The organism is Leuconostoc mesenteroides subsp. mesenteroides (assembly GCA_009676745.1).
Taxonomy (GTDB): domain Bacteria; phylum Bacillota; class Bacilli; order Lactobacillales; family Lactobacillaceae; genus Leuconostoc; species Leuconostoc koreense.
The window spans coordinates 898207-919154 of sequence record CP046062.1; the positions used below are offsets into that span (position 1 = coordinate 898207).

Below are 20948 nucleotides of genomic sequence, written 5' to 3' on the forward strand. Positions count from 1 at the left end.
TACCTTCCACAGAGGTTATGTACGCGCCGAAGCGCATGTTTTTACTTGTTATAGTCCCAAACTGTAACTTCAGCTGAACCGTAATACTTTTTAACTAGTTTCTTTGTTTTATCAGTTTGCAATGACTTCACGACTTTTTTGTAAGTTTCGTTGTCTTTGTCTTTCTTATTGGCAGCGATGAAGTTGAAGTATTGCTCTGTTTCCTTATTCAAACCTTCAACGTAAATAGCTGAATTGACATCTAAGTTTGCCGATACGGCGTAGTTGGTGTTGACCACTGCACCAGCGACTTTTGAATCATCTAACGACTTAGCAGTTTGTGAAGCATCAACCGGCGTAATCGTTAAGTTTTTAGGATTTGATGTGATATCTTTTGGTGTGGCAGTATCAGTATCTTTAATTTTAATTAATCCTGCTTCGGCCAAAAGATGAATACCTCGGTTTTCGTTAGTAACATCGTTAGCTACCAAAATTTGGTCACCAGACTTAAATTCAGAGATTTTCTTATATGAAGTTGAGTATATACGAAGTGGTGTTGTCCAAGTGTCGCCAATAGAAACAATATTGGTCTTGTGAGCCTTGTTCCAGTTCTTCAAAAAAGGATAGTTCTGGAAAGCATTCAAATCAATATCACCGTCTGCTAGGGCTTTGTTTGGCTGTGAATAATCAGTGAATTTCTTTGTTTTCAAAGTGATGCCGTATTTATCTTTGGCAGTTTTAGTAGCAGATGACCAAATCTCGTCTTCTGCTTTTGAGCCAGCCATTACACCAATGGTAACGGTCTTAGATGCTGATTTTCCTTGTCCACCAAATGATAGGTAGGCCGCACCAGCAATAACAACTACGGCAACACCAGCGATAATATAGTTCTTTTTCTTACTCATAGTAAATTCTCCCTTAGCATCTCTTTCTTATTTTGAAAAATCTTTATCCCAAGCAGGTAGCTCAACACCATCGTATTGCTTATTAATAGCTTTCTTAACAGCATCTGTTTGGTAAGCCTTCACAACTTGCTTATAAGTTTTATTGTCTTTATCTTTGCTATTCGCAGCAATAATGTTTACCCATTGATGTGAATTCTTGTTGATTGGTTCAACGAAAATCGCCTTTTTATAGTCTAATTTTGCTGAATCTGCATAAGTACCGTTGATTACCGCGCCTTGGATGTCAGATAAGGTACGAGCAGTTTGATCGGCAGCTAATTCTTTAATTTTCAAATTTTTAGGATTTTTTGTGATGTCTTTAACTGTTGCAGTCGTTAAACCATTTTTTAAATCAATTAATCCAGCAGATTTTAAAACATACAGTGATCGACTTTCATTGGACGGGTCATTCGGTACGGCGATTGTATCACCACTTTTGAACTGAGAAACCTTGGTGTATGTTTTAGAATACAACCGGATAGGAGAGATAACCGTGTCACCAATCGAAACGATTTTATTACCAGTTGCTTTATTTGACGCCTTTAAGAATGAATAATGTTGAAAGGCGTTAAGATCAATGTCACCGGCTGCCAAGGCTTTGTTTGGTTGTGAATAATCTGTAAATTCTTTGAATTTAATTGTAATATCATACTTATCTTTAGCGGTCTTTTTAACAGTATCCCAAATAGCTTGATCTTGTTTAGAACCAGACATTATACCGATGGTTACTGTTTTTGATGATGTTTTTGAATGCTGCCCAAAGCTAGCGTAAGCGGCGCCGGCAATTATAACCACTGCAGCACCACCAATAAGCCATTTATTTTTTTTACTCATAATATGTAATCTCCTCAATATTCTCAAATAACGTGCAAAACAGATTTTTAAAACAAAAACAGAACGAAAAAGTTTTGATAGGTGCAAAAAAGCCGTTTCCATATCATAATAGTCATAGATACAGAAACGGCTAAAATAGCGTGTTACCATTCTGAGTTGTAGATATTTGTTACCAAATATTTTCTCACTAACCATCAGGCATCGGGAGATGATCCTAGCCGAATGGTGTGCCCGGTAACGGGGGCCAAGTCGTTGTATGCTTAACGGTAAACCGATTCACATACACCAATCACAGGTCATTTTCACAATCGCACTCACGCTGGTTCTCATCAACCACCAGCTTTCTTTGCTTCGATAAATTGCTACTTTTCTGTTCAATTTGTTTTCGTTTTAAAAATCGTTATAGCTTATAATAACTAGATTATAATTATTTGTCAAATATTTTAATTTAATTCTTGAATAATAACAAGAAAACAATAAACATAATAATGCTAGAGCCAAATAGTGCGAAGGTACCAAATATGCTAGAAAGAATAGCAGAAGAGAAGGCGCCAACCATGAAAAAAACAACTAATATTGAAAAAACCCACGCATTATGAAGAAAAATATGATCACGATTAATAAAATATTTTACGAGATTGGTGCCCACATTGCGTAAATTACCAGTTGACATTACGCTTGTGAAAGGTAAACCACGTAATTTTGGAAATGAGTCTAGTTGCATGGCTAATAGAAAGGATAGTGCCGATATGATGACCGTACTAGCCAAGTGATGATTAAAGATACCAATCATTGCAATACCAATAAATTCAATTAAAATACTGTGTTGTTGTAAGGATAATTTTCCGGCTGGGAAAAAATGATTTAATGCGGTATTAAATGCAGCCCCAAGCATGAAGAAAATGATTGGAATAACAAAAAATAATGTTGCTTCCCAATGTCCTTTAGCAAGGTGGAATCCTGCTTGGATTATATTCCCAGTTTGTAAACTAGCAAATCGTTCATGGTGGTATTCAAATGTATACGAGTCGATAAAACCCGAATTCATGACGAGCAGTAGACCAATACGCAATCTTTCTTGCATTGGATTTTTATTCTTCAATATCATAACGTCTCCTAAAAAATATTATTTTAACACGACTGATTTGCTAATACTAGTAAAAAATAGATATACTGATACTACCATTAGGAGAGGGGAAATTTATTGAGAAAATTGAGAATAGCATTATTCACATTTTTATTTGCTATGATGGGTAGTTTAACTGTTTCCGCAGACAGTAATTATCGTATTACTGATTTGGATGAGGTTGTACGAATTAATACCAATGGGGATGCGCATATTACTAAACAGGTTACTTACCATTTTGATGAGAAGATGAACGGGGTTTACTTGAAGGAATCACTTAAGCAAGGCACTCATTCACAACCGTTACAGTGGGGAGGATTAACTTCAATTGAGGTTAGCCATAATAATGGAAAAAAACAGCCTCTTTTACCTCGTCAGGGTGACAGTAGTTATGGTTATGTTGAAACAAAAACGAGTCAGCAAGTTCAAGAAAAAATATATTATCCGGTCCAAGAAAATGATCAGTTGACAATGTTTTATCATTACACTTTAAAAGATGTCGTGGTAAATTGGGATGATGTGGCTGAAATGAACTGGATACCTGTAGGAACTAGAGATGTTGCCATCGAAAAAATACGTTTGAATTTTGTACTGCCTAATCAACCAGCATCAACCTTAAAGGCTTGGGCGCATGGTCGTTCGGTGGGAAATATTCTTGTGAATAAGAAACAGGCGAAAATAACGGTTAACAGTGAGAATATTGACCCTGATGATACTGTTGAGGTTCATACCTATTTTGATACAAGTCAAACGCCACTGAATACGAATAAACAGTCAGGGAATCGTGCTAGTTATATTCAAAGGCAAGAGAGAGCCATTGTGTCAAAAAATAAACGATCCCTGCAGATAAAGAAAGTAATTGGATTCATTGTTTCTCCAATTGTTATTTTGATACTTGTACTCATTAGTATGTTGAAGAATAGCCAACGAAGAAGGTTATTACGCAGCGCGCGACAAAAGAGTGGTGTAACTGGTGACATTATCCATATTTTTGATATACCAAATGATGTTGGACCAGCTTTGGTTAGTGAGCGGATTGCTAAATCGGTTACAAATACGAAACTTATTATTGCAACACTACTCGATTTGATTGCTCGTCGTAAAATTACAATGACCTATAACGATATTCAAAATCAAGATGACATAACCTATTCCGTTTTGGATGAAACGAATTTACAGCCATTTGAAATAGTTTTCATCAATATGATTTTTGGTAAGTATCGTAAATCAGTTGTACATGCTGAATTTAAGCAATCAGAATCAGGGGTATCAAATCGGATTAAAAAAGAAATCAATTCATTTACGAAAGCAATAAAGCAAGCAGAAAAGCAGGACGCTATAATTGACCATGTTCTGACTAACAAAATAAAAAGTCAGCAACTTTTTCTAACGTTATCCTTAATTATTAGTACAATAATATCAACATTTTTATTAGGTATTTTTGCCTATAGTACAAAAGTATGGTCCATGTGGTATGTTAGTTTTACCGAAATTATTGTTGTCATAACAGTGCTTATTTTTAGCACTAGACCAGCCATATTTTATAAAGTTCCCGATGGCTTTCAGGAAAAATGGCAGTGGGATGGATTTGCTAAAATGTTACACGATATTGCTCATTTAGAGAATAAGACGGTTTTAGACGTACAACTTTGGGATAAGTTATTGGCCTATGCTGTCATATTTGGCGAAGCAAAAAAAGTCGCAAAACAAATGAAAGTTTGGTCACAAAAGGTTAATACAGATGATTCTATAATTTTTATTCCAATCATGTTATACGGTGCTGACTGGAGTGAGAGTTTGATTTATCATATTGAAAATGACGGTGCATTTCACGTCGATGATAATGTGAACGGCACTGGTGGAGGATTTTCCGTTGGCTCATCAGGCGGTGCTGGTGGTGGCAGCGATGGTGCTTTCTAAAATGATAAAATTTCCGCATAAAAATGACACGTACTTAGAAAAATTTGTTATACTATATCCATAAGTTAATTTCTGAGGGAGTAACTGACGGAATGATCGTGGCTGAATCGTCAAAGCAAAACAGCAATGTTTTATATCGCGCTTTATTGCGCCGGTTTAGCATTAAACAGTGAGACTCATGTAAACACACTTTTATTTGTGTTTACATGAGTTTTTTCTTTTGTTGGTAAAAACTTAGGGATTTATTTGAAAGAATAAGGAGATATTCAACATGGCAGATAAGCCACTCTATAATCAAGATAGCACCGAAGTGTTATCTCATCTGCAGACGGATGCTAGTCAAGGGCTTTCGAGTCCTGAAGCGAATAAGCGTCTTGAGCAAAATGGCGCTAATCAATTGAATGAAGCTAAGTCAACAAATTTAGTCCAAAAATTTATCAATCAGTTTAAGGACTTTATGATTGGTATTCTATTGGCCGCCGCCATCGTTGCCGCATTTACTGGAGAAGTGGTTGATGCAATTTTCATTTTAGCTATTGTCATTATTAATGCCATTTTTGGTGTTTTCCAAGAAGCTAAAGCTGAGGATGCAATTAATGCCTTAAAAGAAATGTCGACACCAAATGCTAATGTAATTCGTGATGGTAAAGAAACTACAATTAAGTCCACGGAATTAGTAGTCGGTGATATTGTCCGTTTGGAAGCTGGAGATATTGTACCAGCCGATGTACGTTTAATTGAATCTGCGTCCTTACAGATTGAAGAGGCATCATTGACAGGTGAATCTGTGCCAATCAATAAGCGTGCGGACACACTGCAAGAGACAGATTTGCCCCTTGGTGATCGTACAAATCTGGGATTCATGAATACGAATGTGACTTATGGCCGTGGTGTTGGTATCGTTACAGGTACTGGTATGCAAACTGAGATGGGTCATATTGCAGGCATGTTAGAATCAACGGATGAAACTAAGACACCATTGCAAGCAAACTTGGCTAAGTTAGGACAAGTGTTAACTTATTTGATTCTTGGTATTGCTGTGGTTACTTTCATCGTTGGTCTAGTACGTGGTAAGGAAACAATTATTGATATGTTGTTGACATCCATTTCTCTAGCGGTGGCAGCAATTCCAGAAGGCTTACCAGCCATTGTCACAATTACCTTAGCACTAGGAACAACGCGTATGGCTTCTCGTCATGCACTGGTTCGTAAACTACCAGCGGTAGAAACATTAGGTTCTACAGATATTATCGGTTCTGATAAAACAGGCACCTTGACACAAAACAAGATGACAGTGGAAAAATTAGTTGTCAATGCTGAAATTTCTGATGCTGCTACTACCAAAGAATTGACGGGAACCTACGCTCGCTTGGCAGATATTCTAGCTTTGAACAATGATACAAAGCGAACTGAAAATGGTTTTATCGGTGATCCAACAGAAACAGCGTTGATTGCTTTTAATGAAAACCATGGCCGTGATTTAGATAGGTTGTTTACAGAAATGCCACGTGTGGCTGAAATACCGTTCGATTCAGAACGGAAGTTAATGTCAACGGTTCATCCGGCACCAACTGGGTACCTGATAACCGTCAAAGGTGCACCTGATGAATTACTTAAGCGTGCGACACGAATTGAGATTAATGGTGAAATTAAACCATTGTCTGATGATATTCGAGAAAAACTTTTGTCGATTAACTCAGAGTTAGCGACGCAAGCTCTTCGTGTACTTGGTTTTGCTTATAAGTCAGTTGACAAGATACCTGATAATTTGGATACAGAAACGGTTGAACAGGAATTAGTATTTACAGGGTTCGTTGGTATGATTGATCCTGAACGTCCTGAAGTGGCACAAGCCGTTGCCGAAGCTAAGGCAGCTGGCATTCGTCCAATGATGATTACTGGCGACCATCGAGATACAGCCGCAGCTATTGCTATTCGATTGGGTATATTGGATGAAGCAGATAAAGAAACAGCTGTCATCTCAGGATCCGATTTAGATGCGATGAGTGAAGAGCAATTTGCACAAAATGTTGATAAGTATAATGTTTATGCACGAGTAGCACCTGAGCATAAAGTTAAAATTGTTAATGCTTGGCAAAAGAAGGGCAAAGTCGTTGCCATGACAGGTGACGGTGTTAATGATGCCCCAGCCTTGAAGACAGCTGATATTGGTATTGCCATGGGTATTACTGGTACAGAAGTATCCAAGGGTGCTTCTGACATGGTTTTGGCTGATGATAACTTTGCTACAATTGTTCATGCCGTTGAAGAAGGACGTAAGGTTTTTGCCAACATACAAAAAGCTTTGCAATACTTATTGGCCTCAAACTTAGCTGAAGTCATTGCAATTTTCGTTATGACATTGCTGGGCTGGAATATATTGGCACCAATCATGATTTTGTGGATTAACTTAGTGACAGACACTTTACCAGCTATTGCATTGGGTATTGAACCGGCTGAAAAAGGTATTATGAAGAATAAGCCTAGAGGCCGTGGTGCTAGCTTCTTATCAGGTGGTGTTGGACCAGCAATTATTTGGCAAGGTATATTGCAAGCTGTGATTGTGCTAAGTGTTTATGGTTTTGCGCTGGCAGCTCCTGTTCATCCGGAAGTACATTTGGCGCACCAAGATGCCTTGACGATGGCCTTTATGACACTTGGCTTAATGCAAATGTTTAATGCCATTAACGTTAAATCTGTCTATGGCTCTATGATTGGACCGCAAGCTTTCCAAAATAAAATGTTTAACTGGGCATTGTTAGGATCTGTCTTAGTAATGGCTGCGGTTGTTGTTATTCCAGGTTTGAATCCGCTTTTCCACGTCTCGCATTTGGATGGCTATCAGTGGGCTATTGTATTAGTGGCTGGAATGAGTATCATTGTCATCGTAGAACTGGTAAAATTGATACAAAGATCAATTTTCAAAAAAGGATAAAAACATTGGCAAAATTCAACCCCAAACAAGCACAAGTTTACGTACAAACATTGCAAGAAGTATTAACAATAACGCAAGACACAGCTGATCGTGTAGCACCATTTTTTACAAAGTTAGATGATGCAAAGGAAGCAAATGCCGTTGCGGATATTCCTGCACCAGAATTTGCTGAAATCAAAGCAGAATTTGAAGACGCTGTAGCAGCGTATCAAAAAAATGCTCAGATTTTAAATACTGTTCAAGCACCAGTTCGTTTGTTGGGTCTGCACAAGTCATTGGCCAAAAATTATAGTGCCTATGCTGAAGCAACCGATATGATGAGCAAAGCATTAAATGTTGCCGATCAGGCGGTAGATGATGCATTATATGTTAAATCAGAAGAAGACCAAGAACTTTATCTTGGTAAAATACAAGCAAATGTCTCAAAAATTATGATGGGCGCCGGTCGTTAAGAACGGTAACTTGTTATAATGTAAGGTTCGAAAAACGAGTAACTTATTCAGTAAGTTACTCGTTTTTTATGACATGAATTTTTTAAGTGTTTGCTTTGTGAAATAACCATTCTCTAGCTTTTTGGTTAAAGGCATAATATTTTTTTGCCAATGGGCATATTGTTTTTCCGATATCGAAGAAACTTTCTCAAGATCAGACAAGGATTCAATAACAAACCCTATGTTGTATTGAAGGATTAAATGACCGATTGCACTCTGATTCCAAGCGATTAATGGCAATCCGGCTCGTAAATATAAGCTAGCTTTGTGTGGTGCATTGAAACGTGTGTAGGTTTGGTATGTTTTGTCCTCGAAATCATTATCCCATAATAAGCCGAAACCATCATGAAAAGCAGATAAAATACTGGTGGGGTCGAAATTTTCACGATAGTTAATGCTGGACGGAAAGGTCACGTCAGCCCAACGTTTTGGTTTTGAACCAAAAAGATCCATTTTAGGACCAGTATAATGTTTAAGCCACGGAGATTTTTGAAAAGTGCCCGCAAAGTTAATTTTATGACTAAAGGCAGCTATTTTAGTCCCATTGCCTAAGTAATCAAAAAAAGGTTGAATAATGGCAGGTACGAGAACACCTAATTTCTTAAGTTCATCATACATTGCTTGTGAGTGAACAATAATAGTATCATAACCATTTAATACATTCAGTTCCCAAGGTGTTGTTTTATGCAAGCGTAAGGGTTCAATATCATGAATCAATAATGCGCTCTGTACGTGATGTTGATTCAAGGCTGTGATAAAGTCAATTTCAAAATCAGCGCTCATATAAGTTGGGAATTGGTGGATAACTTGATCACCGGGCGCCACCATATTTAGCCATGCTTGAATCTTTTGCTGGCGTGTTTCGCTGTCAAAACGACTATCGTTATAGCGTTCTAAAGGTAAAACTTCCCAACCAGTTGCAGCTGCAATGGTTGCGTAGTCCGCTTTGGCCTTTAAGGCACCTGGTGGCATCCAAGGTTCTATTGTATGAGTTATAAAGTTTGTCATAGTACGATTATATCAAAATCCGAACGTTTTTAAATTGTTTTTATCAAAAAGCGAACTATAAAATAACAAAATATTTAATATTCGGATATAAAACATACTTTTAACCAAATTTTAAGAAAATAACTTCTTAAAAAACGGATAATAAGAGGATAAAGAATATTTGGAGAAAAAATATGCAACGTTCAGCAAAAATTGGTATTGGTGTAGCAGCAGTAGTCGTTATCGGTGGTGGTATTTATGCCGCAACCCAAAAGTCTTCTACTAAAAGTACAGGATACGCTGTGGCTTTGGTGACTGATGGTGGCGGTATTGATGACCGATCATTTAACCAATCAGCATGGGAGGGGTTGAAAGCTTACGGAAAGGCTAACAGCCTCGAACAAGGTAAAGGTGGCTATAACTATTTCTTAAGTTCAGATACTTCGGATATAAAAACGAATTTCCAAACTGCCGTTAAGGGTGGTTACAAATTAGTGTATGGTGTGGGATTCGTAGCTGCGCCTGCTCTTACAAGTGTTTCCAAGGCCAATCCTAAGACTAATTTTGCTATTATTGATTCAGTCGTAAATAACAAAAACGTAGCTTCATTGCTCTTCAAGTCAGAACAGTCATCCTATTTGGCAGGTGTTGCTGCGGCAAAACAAACAAAGTCAAAGACTGTTGGTTTTGTTGGTGGGATTCATAGTGATACAATTGATACTTTTGAAGCTGGTTTTAAAGCCGGTGTAAAAGACACAGACAGTAGTATTAAGGTCCTTACGCAGTACACAGATTCATTTTCAGATGCAGCCAAAGGAAAGACGATTGCGGCTTCAATGGTTGCAAATGGTGCTGATGTGATTTTCCAAGCTGCCGGTGGTGCGGGTAATGGTGTATTTGCCGAAGCTAAAGCTGAAAACCAAAAGTTAGCTGCAAATGCAGATAAAAAGGTTTGGGTAATCGGCGTTGATCGTGACCAAAAAACTGATGGTAACTATAAAGACAAAGACGGTAAAACTTCTAACTTTACTTTAGTATCTGCAGTTAAGCGTGTTGATAGTGCAGTTGAAGATATCGCAAATAAGGCGAAAAACGATAAGTTCCCCGGCGGAAAGACCATTACATATGGACTGAAGCAAAAAGGGGTAAGTTTATCAAAGGATTCAGCTTCAGATGATGTTTGGTCAGCAGTTCAAACGGCACAAAAGAAGATTATTAGTGGCAAAATTACTGTGCCAGTGCATCCTTAAAAAGGCATTACTTAAAGTAAAAAAATTATCGATGGATAAGTCGATAATTTTTTTGATTTGATATTGAATTCAAAAATAAAGAAGTGAGTTTCTGGCATATAGATTAATAACACAGCTGACAATGGTTTAACATTATGTTATCAACAAAATAACTGCATGTTATAATCAGGTGTTACATGTTTTTAGATTAAAAACTAACAATATCTGGTCTAACCATTCGTTTTTTTGTTATACTAAATGTATTATGAAAAAAATATGGATAATTCTCACAACGTTTGCAGTTAGTTTCATTGCAATGACTTCTGTAACAACAGTCAGCGCAGCGAAGCCAAACTACACTATCACAACAGATGCAACATACCCACCGTTTGATTTTCAAGATAGCAATAATCAATATACAGGTATTGATCAGGAAATTTTGAAAACTATTGCCAAACGTGAAGGGTTTACGTATACATTAAAACCTATGAGCTTCAATGCGGCAACACAATCAGTTACATCAGGTCAAGCTGATGGTATTATTGCTGGTATGTCAATTACTGACGAACGAAAAGAAGTGTTTGACTTTGGCACACCTTATTATAAATCAGGGATTGCATGGGCTGTGAAAAAGGGATCGAATATTAAATCACTCAATGATTTAAAAGGAAAAACCGTTGCCTTAAAGACAGGAACTGCCGGTGCTGACTATGCATTATCAGTTCAAAAACAATATGGTTTCAAAGTCACTTATTTTAATGATTCAGATACTTTATATAATGATGTTGTAAATGACAATGCACAGGCAACATTTGGCGATTTGCCAGTGTTACAATACAGTATTAAAAACGGCACAAAATTGAAAGTTATGAATGCAAATTCACCATACGAAGCAGGATGGTATGGATTTGGCGTTAAAAAGGGCCAAAACAAACAACTTTTAGCTTCTTTTAATCAAGGATATGCATCAATTAAAAAAGACGGTACATATGACAAAATTATCAAAAAATATCTTGGTGCACCTGCATCAGATTTCACTGGTAAAAAGTCGGATAACAACTCAGTATTAGGTATCCTAAAAGCAAACAACGGGGCGTTCATGCGTGGTTTGTGGCAAACATTGTTGTTAACCGTTCTAGGTATTATCCTGGCGTCCATTTGGGGCATAATTCTAGGCATCATGGGCGTTAGTCAGAACAGTGCAGTTCGTGGTTTATCAACAACACTGATTTATATTTTCCGAGGCTTGCCATTGATGGTGTTGGCATTCTTTATTTATATTGGTTTACCAGGAGTGATTGGGACAAAGATACCAGCGTTTACAGCAGGGTTAATTACGTTAATTTTAAATGAGGGTGCTTATACAGGTGCCTTTGTACGAGGTGGCTTTGAAGCTGTTGATAAAGGTCAGATGGAAGCAGCACGAAGTCTAGGGTTCACCTATAAACGTGCAATGCGTAAGGTCATCATGCCACAGGGATTGAAGATTATGGTACCAAGTTTCGTTAACCAATTTATCATTACGTTGAAGGATACCTCGATCTTGTCAGCCATTGGTATTTTAGAGTTAACACAAACTGGCACGTTGATAGTGTCACGTAATTCGCAAGGTTTCCGAGTGTGGGCTATCGTGGCTGTGATATACTTAATCGTTATTACATTGCTCACATGGTTGAGTAATTGGGTAGAAAAGAGGACACGTGCATGAGTGAAGCACAAACTAAAGTTAAAGTACATGTCGATAAAGTTAATAAATCATACGGTTCTAACCATGTTTTGCGTGATATTTCTTTAGATATTAATGAAAATGAAGTCGTTGTAATGATTGGACCATCTGGTTCAGGTAAGTCAACATTCTTACGTATGTTGAATCAATTAGAAACGCCTGACAACGGTACAATCGTTGTTGATGGATATGATATTTCTGATAAAGGCACTGATATCAATAAAGTTCGTGAAAATATTGGTATGGTATTCCAAGGCTTCAACCTATTTAATAACTATACTGTTTTAGAAAATATCATGTTGGCACCTGTTGAACTTGGCAAGATGGATAAAGAAAAGGCCGAAAAGAAGGCCCGCGAATTACTGGAAACAGTTGGTCTAGCTGAAAAAGCAGATGTATCAGTAAACTCGTTATCTGGTGGACAAAAGCAACGTGTTGCTATTGCACGTGCCCTAGCCATGGAACCTGATATTATGCTCTTTGATGAACCGACATCTGCTTTGGATCCAGAAATGGTTGGGGATGTTTTGGATGTTATGAAGAATTTGGCCGAATCAGGTATGACAATGATCATTGTGACACACGAAATGGGATTCGCTAAACAAGTGGCAGACAGAGTAGTGTTCTTTGAATCAGGTAAAATTCAAGAATCTGGTGTACCAGAACAAGTTTTCAGCGCACCAAAAAATGAGCGTTTGCAAGAATTCTTGAGCAAAGTTATGCATGCATAATAGTGTAAATAAACAATAATTAAGTAAGATGGCTTAAATTGCCATCTTTTTTTGAGAGGGAAAAACATGTTCAAAAAAGCTTTTATTCTTGCTGTTACGGTGATTACAGTATTACTATCTTTTTCATTGACGGTAGATTATATTCATGCCGATAAACCACATTACACAATTTCGACAGATGCCACGTATCCACCATTTGACTTTCAAGATAAGAACAATGATTATATTGGTATTGATCAAGATATTTTGAAAGAGATTGCTGAGAGAGAAAATTTCACCTATACATTGAAACCAATGAGCTTTACCTCAGCGGCGCAACTAGTTGCTAATGGTCAAGCGGATGGGATTATTGCTGGTATGGGTATTACTGATGAACGCAAAGAAGTTTATGATAATTCAACACCATATTACAAAACCGGTGTTGCTTGGATTGTAAAAAAAGGTAGTGCAATCAAGTCTTTAAAGGATTTGAAAGGTAAAACAGTTGCTTTAAAAACGGGCACATCTGCCTCGGAATATGGTAAGTCACTGCAAAGAAAATACGGTTTTAACATCAAATATTTTAATGATACTGATACGATGTATAGTGATGTCGTTGTGGGTAACTCAGCTGCTACTTTCGAGGATATGCCCGTCATCCAATATGCTATTAAAAATGGTGTAAAGCTTAAAGTAATGAATGCCAATAATCTAGGTAATGCAGGGTCGTATGGCTTTTTCGTTAAAAAAGGCGAAAATAAAGAATTGTTGGCCTCTTTTAACCGAGGATATACATCAATTAAAAAAGATGGTACATATGATAAAATTATCAAAAAATATCTCGGTGCGAATCAGTCAACGTTTACCGGTTCGGAAAAGAACAATCATTCAGTATTAGGTATCCTAAAAGCAAACAACGGGGCGTTCATGCGTGGTTTGTGGCAAACATTGTTGTTAACCGTTCTAGGTATTATCCTGGCGTCCATTTGGGGCATAATTCTAGGCATCATGGGCGTTAGTCAGAACAGTGCAGTTCGTGGTTTATCAACAACACTGATTTATATTTTCCGAGGCTTGCCATTGATGGTGTTGGCATTCTTTATTTATATTGGTTTACCAGGAGTGATTGGGACAAAGATACCAGCGTTTACAGCAGGGTTAATTACGTTAATTTTAAATGAGGGTGCTTATACAGGTGCCTTTGTACGAGGTGGCTTTGAAGCTGTTGATAAAGGTCAGATGGAAGCAGCACGAAGTCTAGGGTTCACCTATAAACGTGCAATGCGTAAGGTCATCATGCCACAAGGATTGAAGATTATGGTACCGAGTTTCGTTAACCAATTTATCATTACGTTGAAGGATACTTCAATCTTGTCAGCCATTGGTATTTTAGAGTTAACACAAACTGGCACGTTGATAGTGTCACGTAATTCGCAAGGTTTCCGAGTGTGGGCTATCGTGGCTGTGATATACTTAATCGTTATTACATTACTCACATGGTTGAGTAATTGGATAGAAAAGAGAATACAGTGATAAAAACCCCTCTAATTCGTATGATGCATTAGAGGGGTTTTTATGATTATTGCATGTGATAGTAACAAAAAATATGTGCGGGCCGACGAAGCGAATAAAAGCAACGATTATTTTTGCCCTGGATGCCATGAAAAAGTTATTTTAAAGAGTGGGGAAGTCAAACAAAAACATTTTTCCCATTGTTCCGGTACGGCATGCGTGACTTTTACGGAAAATGAATCGGTGCAACATTTAGCTGGTAAATTGCAAATCGCTTCTAAACTACAGTATTATGGCAATGTTCAAATTGAAGCGGTATTACCAGAAATTCAACAGCGACCAGATATACTGCTGATACATAAAAACAAAAGAATAGCTATCGAGTATCAATGTAGTCCAATATCGCAAAAAAGAATTAATATGAGAAATAAAGGATACTTAACTGAAAATATTCAGGTTATTTGGGTTTTAGGTCAAACATATTTTAATAGAGTAATGACACAAGCCACTATTATGAAATTCATGGCTGATAATGCACTGGTCTTTTATTTGCCTGATCAACAACATTTTGTGCATCGTCAGCATTTTAGCAAACCAGATTTTTCACGTGTACAGTTTGTTGATAAAATCGGTGCAACACTATTTAGTACGAAAGTACCAAAACAAAGAACGAAATTAAATGTTGCTAAACAAGCCTATAAACTGCAAGGCATCATTTTACAGAAACGAGTTGATCCTAAGGTGGTTGATTATCTATACAAAAATAATCGATTACTAATGAATGTGCCTGTGTGGGTACATGGTGGAAATACTTTTGGGCTCAAGGTACCCAATTGGTACTGGCGCTTGATTACTATCTTATTTTTAGAAAAAATAGGGCAGCAAAATGTTGTGAAAAAGGCAGAACTAACAGTTAAACTAATCCCTTTTTTGTTAGGTGATGATACATTTAAGCAACAACAAGTTGCAGAGTTGTACCACGATCTCGAAGTACATGATTATATCTTGCAGCAAGATAATTACATATTAGTGCGGCGTTTACCACATTGGAAAAATGCACGTCAACAAAGTATAGTGAAAATATGATAAAATGATTAGTACTGAATGATAAGGAGTATGCGTTTAATCGCAAATTAAATAATTATGTCTGAAAAACAACTATTACGTAACCAAGTACCAGAAAATTTAACATGGGATCTATCTTCAATTTTTTCGACAGACGAAGCTTGGGAAGCGGCTTTTGATGAGACACGGCAGTCTGCACAAGCATTAAGTAAATATGCTGGACACGTCGGCGATTCTGCTGAAACTCTGAAAGAAGCCTTAGAAGCAGATTTAGCAGTAGAACGTCAATTCGAAAAAGTTTACGTATATGCACATCAAATTTTTGATCAAGATACAACGAATCAAAAGTATAGTGCGTATAATGCTCGTGTTCAAGGTTTATATGCTGAATTAAGTGCGAATACAGCTTTCTTCCAGCCTGAGGTGTTAGCATTGTCAGACGAGAAACTAGATGCATACTTAGCAACAGATGGTTTGAGAAAATATGCACACTTCTTTGATATTTTAAAGGCGCGCAAACCCCATACGCTACCTGCAGAACAAGAAGCTTTACTAGCAGGAGCAAGTGATATTTTTAGTGCTTCTGAACAGACATTTGGTGCATTGGATAATTCAGACATTGTTTTTGGTGATGTGCATACTGAAACAGGCGAGATCGTGCCATTGACAAATGGACTCTATTCATTGTTGTTGGAGTCTAAAAATCGTTCATTGCGCGAGGAAGCATTTACAACGCTTTATGACAGTTATATTGCGTTGCAAAACACATTTGCTTCAACTTTATCTTCACATGTCAAGGGACATAACTTTTTGGCTAAAACTCGTCACTATGATTCAGCTCGGCAAGCGGCTATAACAGCTAATGATATCCCGGAGTCGGTTTTCGAAACATTAACTAAGACGGTTGATGCCAATTTACCATTATTACACCGTTTTGTATCATTACGCAAAAAAATTCTTAATGTTGACGATGTCCATTCTTACGATTTATATGTGCCACTTGTTGATGAAATTAATTTTGAAGTAACATACGAAAAGGCAAAAGATATTGTTTTGGCGGCTTTGGCACCGCTAGGAGAGGATTACATCGCGATTGTTCAAAAGGCTTTTGATGAACGATGGATTGATGTGGTTGAAAATAAAGGGAAGCGTACTGGCGCTTATTCGAGCGGTTCTTATGATACAAAACCATTTATTTTGCTCAATTGGCAGAACAATTTGAATAATGTTTATACGTTGGCTCATGAAATGGGTCATTCGGTTCACTCATACTTTACACGTCATAATCAAGAGTACCATTATGGTGATTATCCAATATTCTTAGCTGAAATTGCTTCAACTACTAATGAGGGATTGTTAACGGATTACTTGCTAAAAACAAATGATGATCCTAAGTTTCAGGCTTATGTATTGAACCAGTATCTCGATGGATTCAAAGGGACAGTTTTCCGACAAACTCAATTTGCTGAGTTTGAGCAATGGATTCACGAACAAAGTGCGGCTGGAGTTGCTTTGACGGCCGATGAAATGAGTAAATTCTATGGTTCGTTGAACCAAAAGTTTTATGGATCAGACTTATTCCCAGATGAAGCTATTGCTTATGAATGGGCACGCATTCCACATTTTTATTACAATTTTTATGTTTATCAATATTCGACTGGCGAAGCTGCTGCCACAACTTTGGCAGAACGCATATTAACACAAAATGGTGCTGAGGATTATAAAAATTATCTGAAAGCAGGTAATTCGGATTATGCTTTAAATGTGATAAAAAAAGCTGGTGTTAATATGAGTCAACCAGACTATTTAAATGAAGCTTTCAAAGTGTTTGAAGAGCGATTAAATGAGTTTGAAAACATCATGTTAAAGTAAAATATTTGTTTATAAATTAAATAGTAATTACTAAACATGTATGCAAAAAAACTAATCAGTCCTTGTGGCTGATTTTTTGCTAAAATGATATTAGGAGAAATGATCATGGCCCCACGAAAACTTGTTGAAGTTGCGAATCAAGCACTGAATGATACATATACACCTTACTCTCATTTTCCTGTCGGTGCTGCGTTACTCAGCGAAAACGGTGAAATTTTCAAAGGCGTAAATATTGAAAATGTATCATTTGGTTTAACCAATTGTGCCGAGAGAACTGCAATTTTTACAGCTATAGCAGCAGGGCAACGCCATTTTCAGGGGTTAGTTATTTCAGGACGTACAGATGAGCCTATAGCGCCGTGTGGCGCTTGTCGACAGGTGATGGTGGAGTTTTTTGACCCCAAAATGCCGATTTGGTTAATTAACGATCAAGGTAAAGAAATTGAAACAAGTGTTGCAGAATTAATGCCAGGATCCTTTAATTCATTAAAATAAAGAAAGAAGAATAATAATGTCACAAATTTATCTTGCAGGCCCTTTTTTTTCAGATGAACAAATCGATCGTATGAAACGTATTGAAGCTGCTCTGGATTCGAACCCAACTGTTACTGATTATTACTCACCCCGCAAACATCAAAAGACTGAAAATCCTGAATTTACCGCTCCGTGGGCAGCAGAAATTTTTAAACGTGATACTAAAAATGTTACAGATGCGGAAGTTATTTTGTCAGTTATTGATTATCGTGATGATGATGCCGATTCAGGAACAGCATTTGAGCAGGGTATGGCGTGGGTACAAAAAAAACCTATTATTGTATTTAATGAATTGAAGTTCCCAGTGAATTTGATGCTATCAGAATCTCTGACTGCCTACATAACTAATTTTGATGATGTTGCAACCTATGATTTTGACAAAACACCAAAGTTACCATTTACGGGAGAACTATTCTAATGAAAAAAGTATTAGTGGCTAGTATGACATCTCCAAAAGCTGTTGACTACCTTGAATTCAAAGGATACCAAGTAATTAAAAGTGATCAGGCCTCAGATGATGATTTTCTGGCACATTCAGATGTTGATGGTATGCTAATTATGATGCATCCTTTTGGTGAAAGTTTGATGTCTAAAATGCCCAATCTCAAAGTTGTTGCGCGTCATGGTGTTGGATATGATAATGTTGATTTAGATGCAGCTAATGTCCATAATATTGTTGTGACAAATACCCCTGGAGCTAATGCAACTGCGGTCGCCGAAACAGCTGTGATGCATATGTTGATGGCTGGACGATTATTTTACCAACGGCGTCAAGCTATCACTGATAATAGGAACCAGCCTTATTTAGCAGCACATAACGGTCAAGAGTTAACGGGAAAAACGGTTGGCATTATTGGCTATGGGCATATCGGCCAAGAAATTAATCGTATGTTGACAGGATTTAATGTAAAAGTACTGGCTTATGCACGACACCAACATGAGGTAACTAACGGTCGTATGGCAACGCTAGATGAAATATATGAGCAAGCCGACTTTGTGGTGACAGCGTTGCCAGCAACTCATGAAACAAAGCATATGATTAATGCGGATGTTTTTAAAAAAATGAAAAAGAGTGCAGTGTTAGTTAATATCGGACGTGGGGCACTTGTTGATGAGGTTGCATTGGTTGAGGCATTAACTAATGAGGAAATTGCTGGTGCTGGAGTAGATGTTGTTGAAAAAGAACCCATTACAGCAGAAAATCCATTGCTACATTTGCCTAACGCATTTGTTACACCGCATGTCGCTATGATTTCCAAGGAGGCCATGGACAATGTCGCGTTGAAGGCGGCAGAAGATATTGTTCGTGTTTTGGAAGGTGAACAAGCTGTATTTCAAGTGAATTAACTAAAAAAGGGGGTTATGATGGTTAAAAAAACAAAAAATACTGAAAATACTTTGTGCAAGAACTTTACGTGTACTTTCGAACTTTTGGGCCGTAAATGGAACGGACTAATTATTGAAACATTGCTTATTAGTGGGGCCAAAAGATTTTTAGAAATATCACGTGCTGTTTCAGGTTGTTCGGATCGTGTATTAGTTGAGCGTCTAAAAGAGCTTGAGGCTGCAAACATAGTAATTCGTCAAACTTACGAAGATTCGAACTTGATTGAATATAAATTAACTGAGGCGGGAGAAGCAATGCGACCTATGATGGCCGCGATTCATGAATGGTCAGACCAATTTAATAACGTTGCTAACTTGGAAGAACCTGACAGTGCAACGAAATTTTGATATACTAAATAAGCATACGATGAATGACCCAGTAATTGTATTGATGCCCTCAGCGAACGGTGACTAGTGAAAGACCGTGGCTAAGATACGGTGAAATTCAGTCAGGAGTATTGGTTTAATCACCAACGGTTGTCTCCGTTATAGACACCTAAGCTGGATTTATCCAGGAATTTGGGTGGTACCACGGTATTTAACGTCCCATGTAGTTCTTTTTTGGAAGAATTACATGGGACTTTTAATTTGTAAAGTATAGGTGGCTGGTAAAGATAAAAACTAGTCACAATAGTGAAAGGAAAAAATATGGGCTTAATTGAAGATCTTACGGCTTTAAAAGATTCAGCAGTGGAACGGATTAATGATAAAAATGCTGATATTGAGCAATTACGTGTAAAATTATTAGGAAAAAAAGGTGAGTTAACAGGTTTGCTGAAGGGGATGAAGGATGTCGCCGCAGAAAATCGTAAAATGGTTGGTGAAGTTGGTAATGATGTTCGTCAAACGATCACAGAATTATTACAACAAAAAAAACAAGCTCAAGAAGAATATGCTTTAAATCAACAATTATTAGCAGAAAAAATTGATGTTACTCTACCAGGTAGCGCGCATCCGGTGGGACAACCACACGTTTTACAACAAATTATTGATGAAATTGAACAACATTTCTTGGGCCTTGGTTTTGAAATAATCGATGATACAGTTGATTCACCAGAAGTTGAAACTGATGAATATAACTTTGAACGTGAAAATTTGCCTAAGGATCATCCTGCTCGTGATATGCAAGATACATTTTACATCACGCCAGAAATTTTATTGCGTACGCAAACCTCTCCAGTTCAATCTCGATCGCTTGAAAAACATGATTTTTCAAAGGGACCACTGAAAATGATTGCCCCTGGAAAAGTCTATCGTCGTGATACCGATGATGCTACTCACTCGCATCAGTTCCATCAAGTTGAGGGCATGGTAGTTGGCGAAAATATCACAATGGCTGATTTAAAAGGAACATTGCTTTCGATTATGCAAGAATTATTTGGTGAAAAACATCAAATTCGCATGCGACCTTCTTATTTTCCGTTCACTGAACCGTCTGTGGAAGTAGATGTTTCTTGGAATGAAGTGACACCGGATATGAATCCAGAAGACATTGAGTGGATTGAAGTTCTTGGAGCTGGAATGACACACCCAAATGTATTAAAAATGGATGGCATTGATCCTGAAAAGTATTCAGCTTTCGCTTTTGGCTTAGGGCCGGATCGGTTTGCTATGTTGAAATATGGTGTAGATGATATACGCCAATTTTACTTGAATGATGTGCGTTTCTTATCACAATTCAATCGAAAGGGGAACTGA

18 protein-coding genes and 1 other annotated feature are annotated in these 20948 nt (G+C 37.4%); of the genes, 14 read left to right on the forward strand and 4 right to left on the reverse strand.

Features of this window, described 5'->3' with window-relative positions; genetic code table 11:
• Positions 1–41: 41 nt before the first annotated feature.
• From GJV51_04625 to GJV51_04635, 3 genes are all read right to left on the reverse strand, one after another.
• Positions 42–884, reverse strand: coding sequence for a MetQ/NlpA family ABC transporter substrate-binding protein (locus GJV51_04625; protein ID QGM25283.1), 843 nt, complete (start codon positions 882–884; stop codon positions 42–44).
• Between the two features lie 27 nt (positions 885–911).
• Positions 912–1757 carry a MetQ/NlpA family ABC transporter substrate-binding protein gene (locus GJV51_04630; GenBank protein QGM25284.1) on the reverse strand — a complete coding sequence of 282 codons (846 nt, stop codon included), beginning with the start codon at positions 1755–1757 and terminating at the stop codon, positions 912–914.
• Between the two features lie 448 nt (positions 1758–2205).
• Positions 2206–2865: a DUF1275 domain-containing protein gene (locus tag GJV51_04635; GenBank protein QGM25285.1), complete on the reverse strand. Its 660-nt coding sequence runs from the start codon at positions 2863–2865 to the stop codon at positions 2206–2208.
• A gap of 96 nt (positions 2866–2961) precedes the next feature.
• On the opposite strand from GJV51_04635, the gene GJV51_04640 reads away from it, so the two are divergent.
• The 3 genes from GJV51_04640 to GJV51_04650 all read left to right on the forward strand — a co-directional run bounded on the left by GJV51_04640 (position 2962) and on the right by GJV51_04650 (position 8190).
• Complete coding sequence (locus tag GJV51_04640) at positions 2962–4803, forward strand: DUF2207 domain-containing protein (GenBank protein ID QGM25286.1); 1842 nt, start codon at positions 2962–2964, stop codon at positions 4801–4803.
• A gap of 271 nt (positions 4804–5074) precedes the next feature.
• Complete coding sequence (locus GJV51_04645; GenBank protein QGM25287.1) at positions 5075–7738, forward strand: calcium-translocating P-type ATPase, PMCA-type; 2664 nt, start codon at positions 5075–5077, stop codon at positions 7736–7738.
• Between the two features lie 5 nt (positions 7739–7743).
• Entirely contained in the window at positions 7744–8190 is a 447-nt protein-coding gene (locus GJV51_04650; protein QGM25288.1) for a chemotaxis protein, read from the forward strand.
• Between the two features lie 66 nt (positions 8191–8256).
• Here the strand turns inward: GJV51_04650 and GJV51_04655 are convergent, their stop codons facing one another.
• The gene (locus tag GJV51_04655; GenBank protein ID QGM25289.1) at positions 8257–9237 is read right to left on the reverse strand and encodes a beta-1,6-galactofuranosyltransferase; all 981 of its coding nucleotides are present in this window, start codon (positions 9235–9237) and stop codon (positions 8257–8259) included.
• A gap of 173 nt (positions 9238–9410) precedes the next feature.
• Here GJV51_04655 and GJV51_04660 point away from each other — a divergent pair, with 173 nt between their 5' ends.
• The 11 genes from GJV51_04660 to pheS all read left to right on the forward strand — a co-directional run bounded on the left by GJV51_04660 (position 9411) and on the right by pheS (position 20948).
• Positions 9411–10466: a BMP family ABC transporter substrate-binding protein gene (locus tag GJV51_04660; GenBank protein ID QGM25290.1), complete on the forward strand. Its 1056-nt coding sequence runs from the start codon at positions 9411–9413 to the stop codon at positions 10464–10466.
• 244 nt (positions 10467–10710) lie between these two features.
• A complete protein-coding gene (locus GJV51_04665; GenBank protein QGM25291.1) occupies positions 10711–12153 on the forward strand; it encodes an ABC transporter permease subunit in 1443 nt (480 codons plus the stop codon).
• On the forward strand, positions 12150–12902 hold the full coding sequence (locus GJV51_04670) for an ATP-binding cassette domain-containing protein (protein ID QGM25292.1): 753 nt from the start codon (positions 12150–12152) through the stop codon (positions 12900–12902). The genes GJV51_04665 and GJV51_04670 overlap by 4 nt, the downstream gene beginning before the upstream one ends.
• Before the next feature lie 66 nt (positions 12903–12968).
• Positions 12969–14414 carry an ABC transporter permease subunit gene (locus tag GJV51_04675; protein ID QGM25293.1) on the forward strand — a complete coding sequence of 482 codons (1446 nt, stop codon included), beginning with the start codon at positions 12969–12971 and terminating at the stop codon, positions 14412–14414.
• A gap of 42 nt (positions 14415–14456) precedes the next feature.
• Entirely contained in the window at positions 14457–15479 is a 1023-nt protein-coding gene (locus tag GJV51_04680; GenBank protein ID QGM25294.1) for a competence protein, read from the forward strand.
• Positions 15480–15536: 57 nt separating this feature from the next.
• Positions 15537–17330, forward strand: coding sequence for an oligoendopeptidase F (gene pepF, locus GJV51_04685; GenBank protein QGM25295.1), 1794 nt, complete (start codon positions 15537–15539; stop codon positions 17328–17330).
• Positions 17331–17435: 105 nt separating this feature from the next.
• Entirely contained in the window at positions 17436–17825 is a 390-nt protein-coding gene (locus GJV51_04690) for a cytidine deaminase (protein QGM25296.1), read from the forward strand.
• Between the two features lie 16 nt (positions 17826–17841).
• A complete protein-coding gene (locus GJV51_04695; protein ID QGM25297.1) occupies positions 17842–18282 on the forward strand; it encodes a nucleoside 2-deoxyribosyltransferase in 441 nt (146 codons plus the stop codon).
• Positions 18282–19211: a hydroxyacid dehydrogenase gene (locus tag GJV51_04700; protein ID QGM25298.1), complete on the forward strand. Its 930-nt coding sequence runs from the start codon at positions 18282–18284 to the stop codon at positions 19209–19211. The genes GJV51_04695 and GJV51_04700 overlap by 1 nt, the downstream gene beginning before the upstream one ends.
• An 18-nt stretch (positions 19212–19229) precedes the next feature.
• Entirely contained in the window at positions 19230–19598 is a 369-nt protein-coding gene (locus GJV51_04705; GenBank protein QGM25299.1) for a transcriptional regulator, read from the forward strand.
• Positions 19599–19608: 10 nt separating this feature from the next.
• Positions 19609–19802, forward strand: a binding site (T-box leader).
• A 96-nt stretch (positions 19803–19898) separates the two neighbouring features.
• Positions 19899–20948: a phenylalanine--tRNA ligase subunit alpha gene (gene pheS / locus GJV51_04710; protein QGM25300.1), complete on the forward strand. Its 1050-nt coding sequence runs from the start codon at positions 19899–19901 to the stop codon at positions 20946–20948.

Excerpts from the sequence above, each read along its gene's own strand:
- GJV51_04680 (QGM25294.1), top strand. The coding sequence starts at position 14,457 with ATGATTATTGCATGTGATAGTAACAAAAAATATGTGCGGGCCGACGAA.
- GJV51_04690 (QGM25296.1), top strand. The coding sequence starts at position 17,436 with ATGGCCCCACGAAAACTTGTTGAAGTTGCGAATCAAGCACTGAATGAT.
- GJV51_04630 (QGM25284.1), bottom strand. The coding sequence starts at position 1,757 with ATGAGTAAAAAAAATAAATGGCTTATTGGTGGTGCTGCAGTGGTTATA.
- GJV51_04695 (QGM25297.1), top strand. The coding sequence starts at position 17,842 with ATGTCACAAATTTATCTTGCAGGCCCTTTTTTTTCAGATGAACAAATC.
- GJV51_04700 (QGM25298.1), top strand. The coding sequence starts at position 18,282 with ATGAAAAAAGTATTAGTGGCTAGTATGACATCTCCAAAAGCTGTTGAC.
- GJV51_04675 (QGM25293.1), top strand. The coding sequence starts at position 12,969 with ATGTTCAAAAAAGCTTTTATTCTTGCTGTTACGGTGATTACAGTATTA.
- GJV51_04660 (QGM25290.1), top strand. The coding sequence starts at position 9,411 with ATGCAACGTTCAGCAAAAATTGGTATTGGTGTAGCAGCAGTAGTCGTT.
- pheS (QGM25300.1), top strand. The coding sequence starts at position 19,899 with ATGGGCTTAATTGAAGATCTTACGGCTTTAAAAGATTCAGCAGTGGAA.
- GJV51_04625 (QGM25283.1), bottom strand. The coding sequence starts at position 884 with ATGAGTAAGAAAAAGAACTATATTATCGCTGGTGTTGCCGTAGTTGTT.
- GJV51_04635 (QGM25285.1), bottom strand. The coding sequence starts at position 2,865 with ATGATATTGAAGAATAAAAATCCAATGCAAGAAAGATTGCGTATTGGT.
- GJV51_04665 (QGM25291.1), top strand. The coding sequence starts at position 10,711 with ATGAAAAAAATATGGATAATTCTCACAACGTTTGCAGTTAGTTTCATT.
- GJV51_04705 (QGM25299.1), top strand. The coding sequence starts at position 19,230 with ATGGTTAAAAAAACAAAAAATACTGAAAATACTTTGTGCAAGAACTTT.
- pepF (QGM25295.1), top strand. The coding sequence starts at position 15,537 with ATGTCTGAAAAACAACTATTACGTAACCAAGTACCAGAAAATTTAACA.
- GJV51_04655 (QGM25289.1), bottom strand. The coding sequence starts at position 9,237 with ATGACAAACTTTATAACTCATACAATAGAACCTTGGATGCCACCAGGT.
- GJV51_04645 (QGM25287.1), top strand. The coding sequence starts at position 5,075 with ATGGCAGATAAGCCACTCTATAATCAAGATAGCACCGAAGTGTTATCT.
- GJV51_04670 (QGM25292.1), top strand. The coding sequence starts at position 12,150 with ATGAGTGAAGCACAAACTAAAGTTAAAGTACATGTCGATAAAGTTAAT.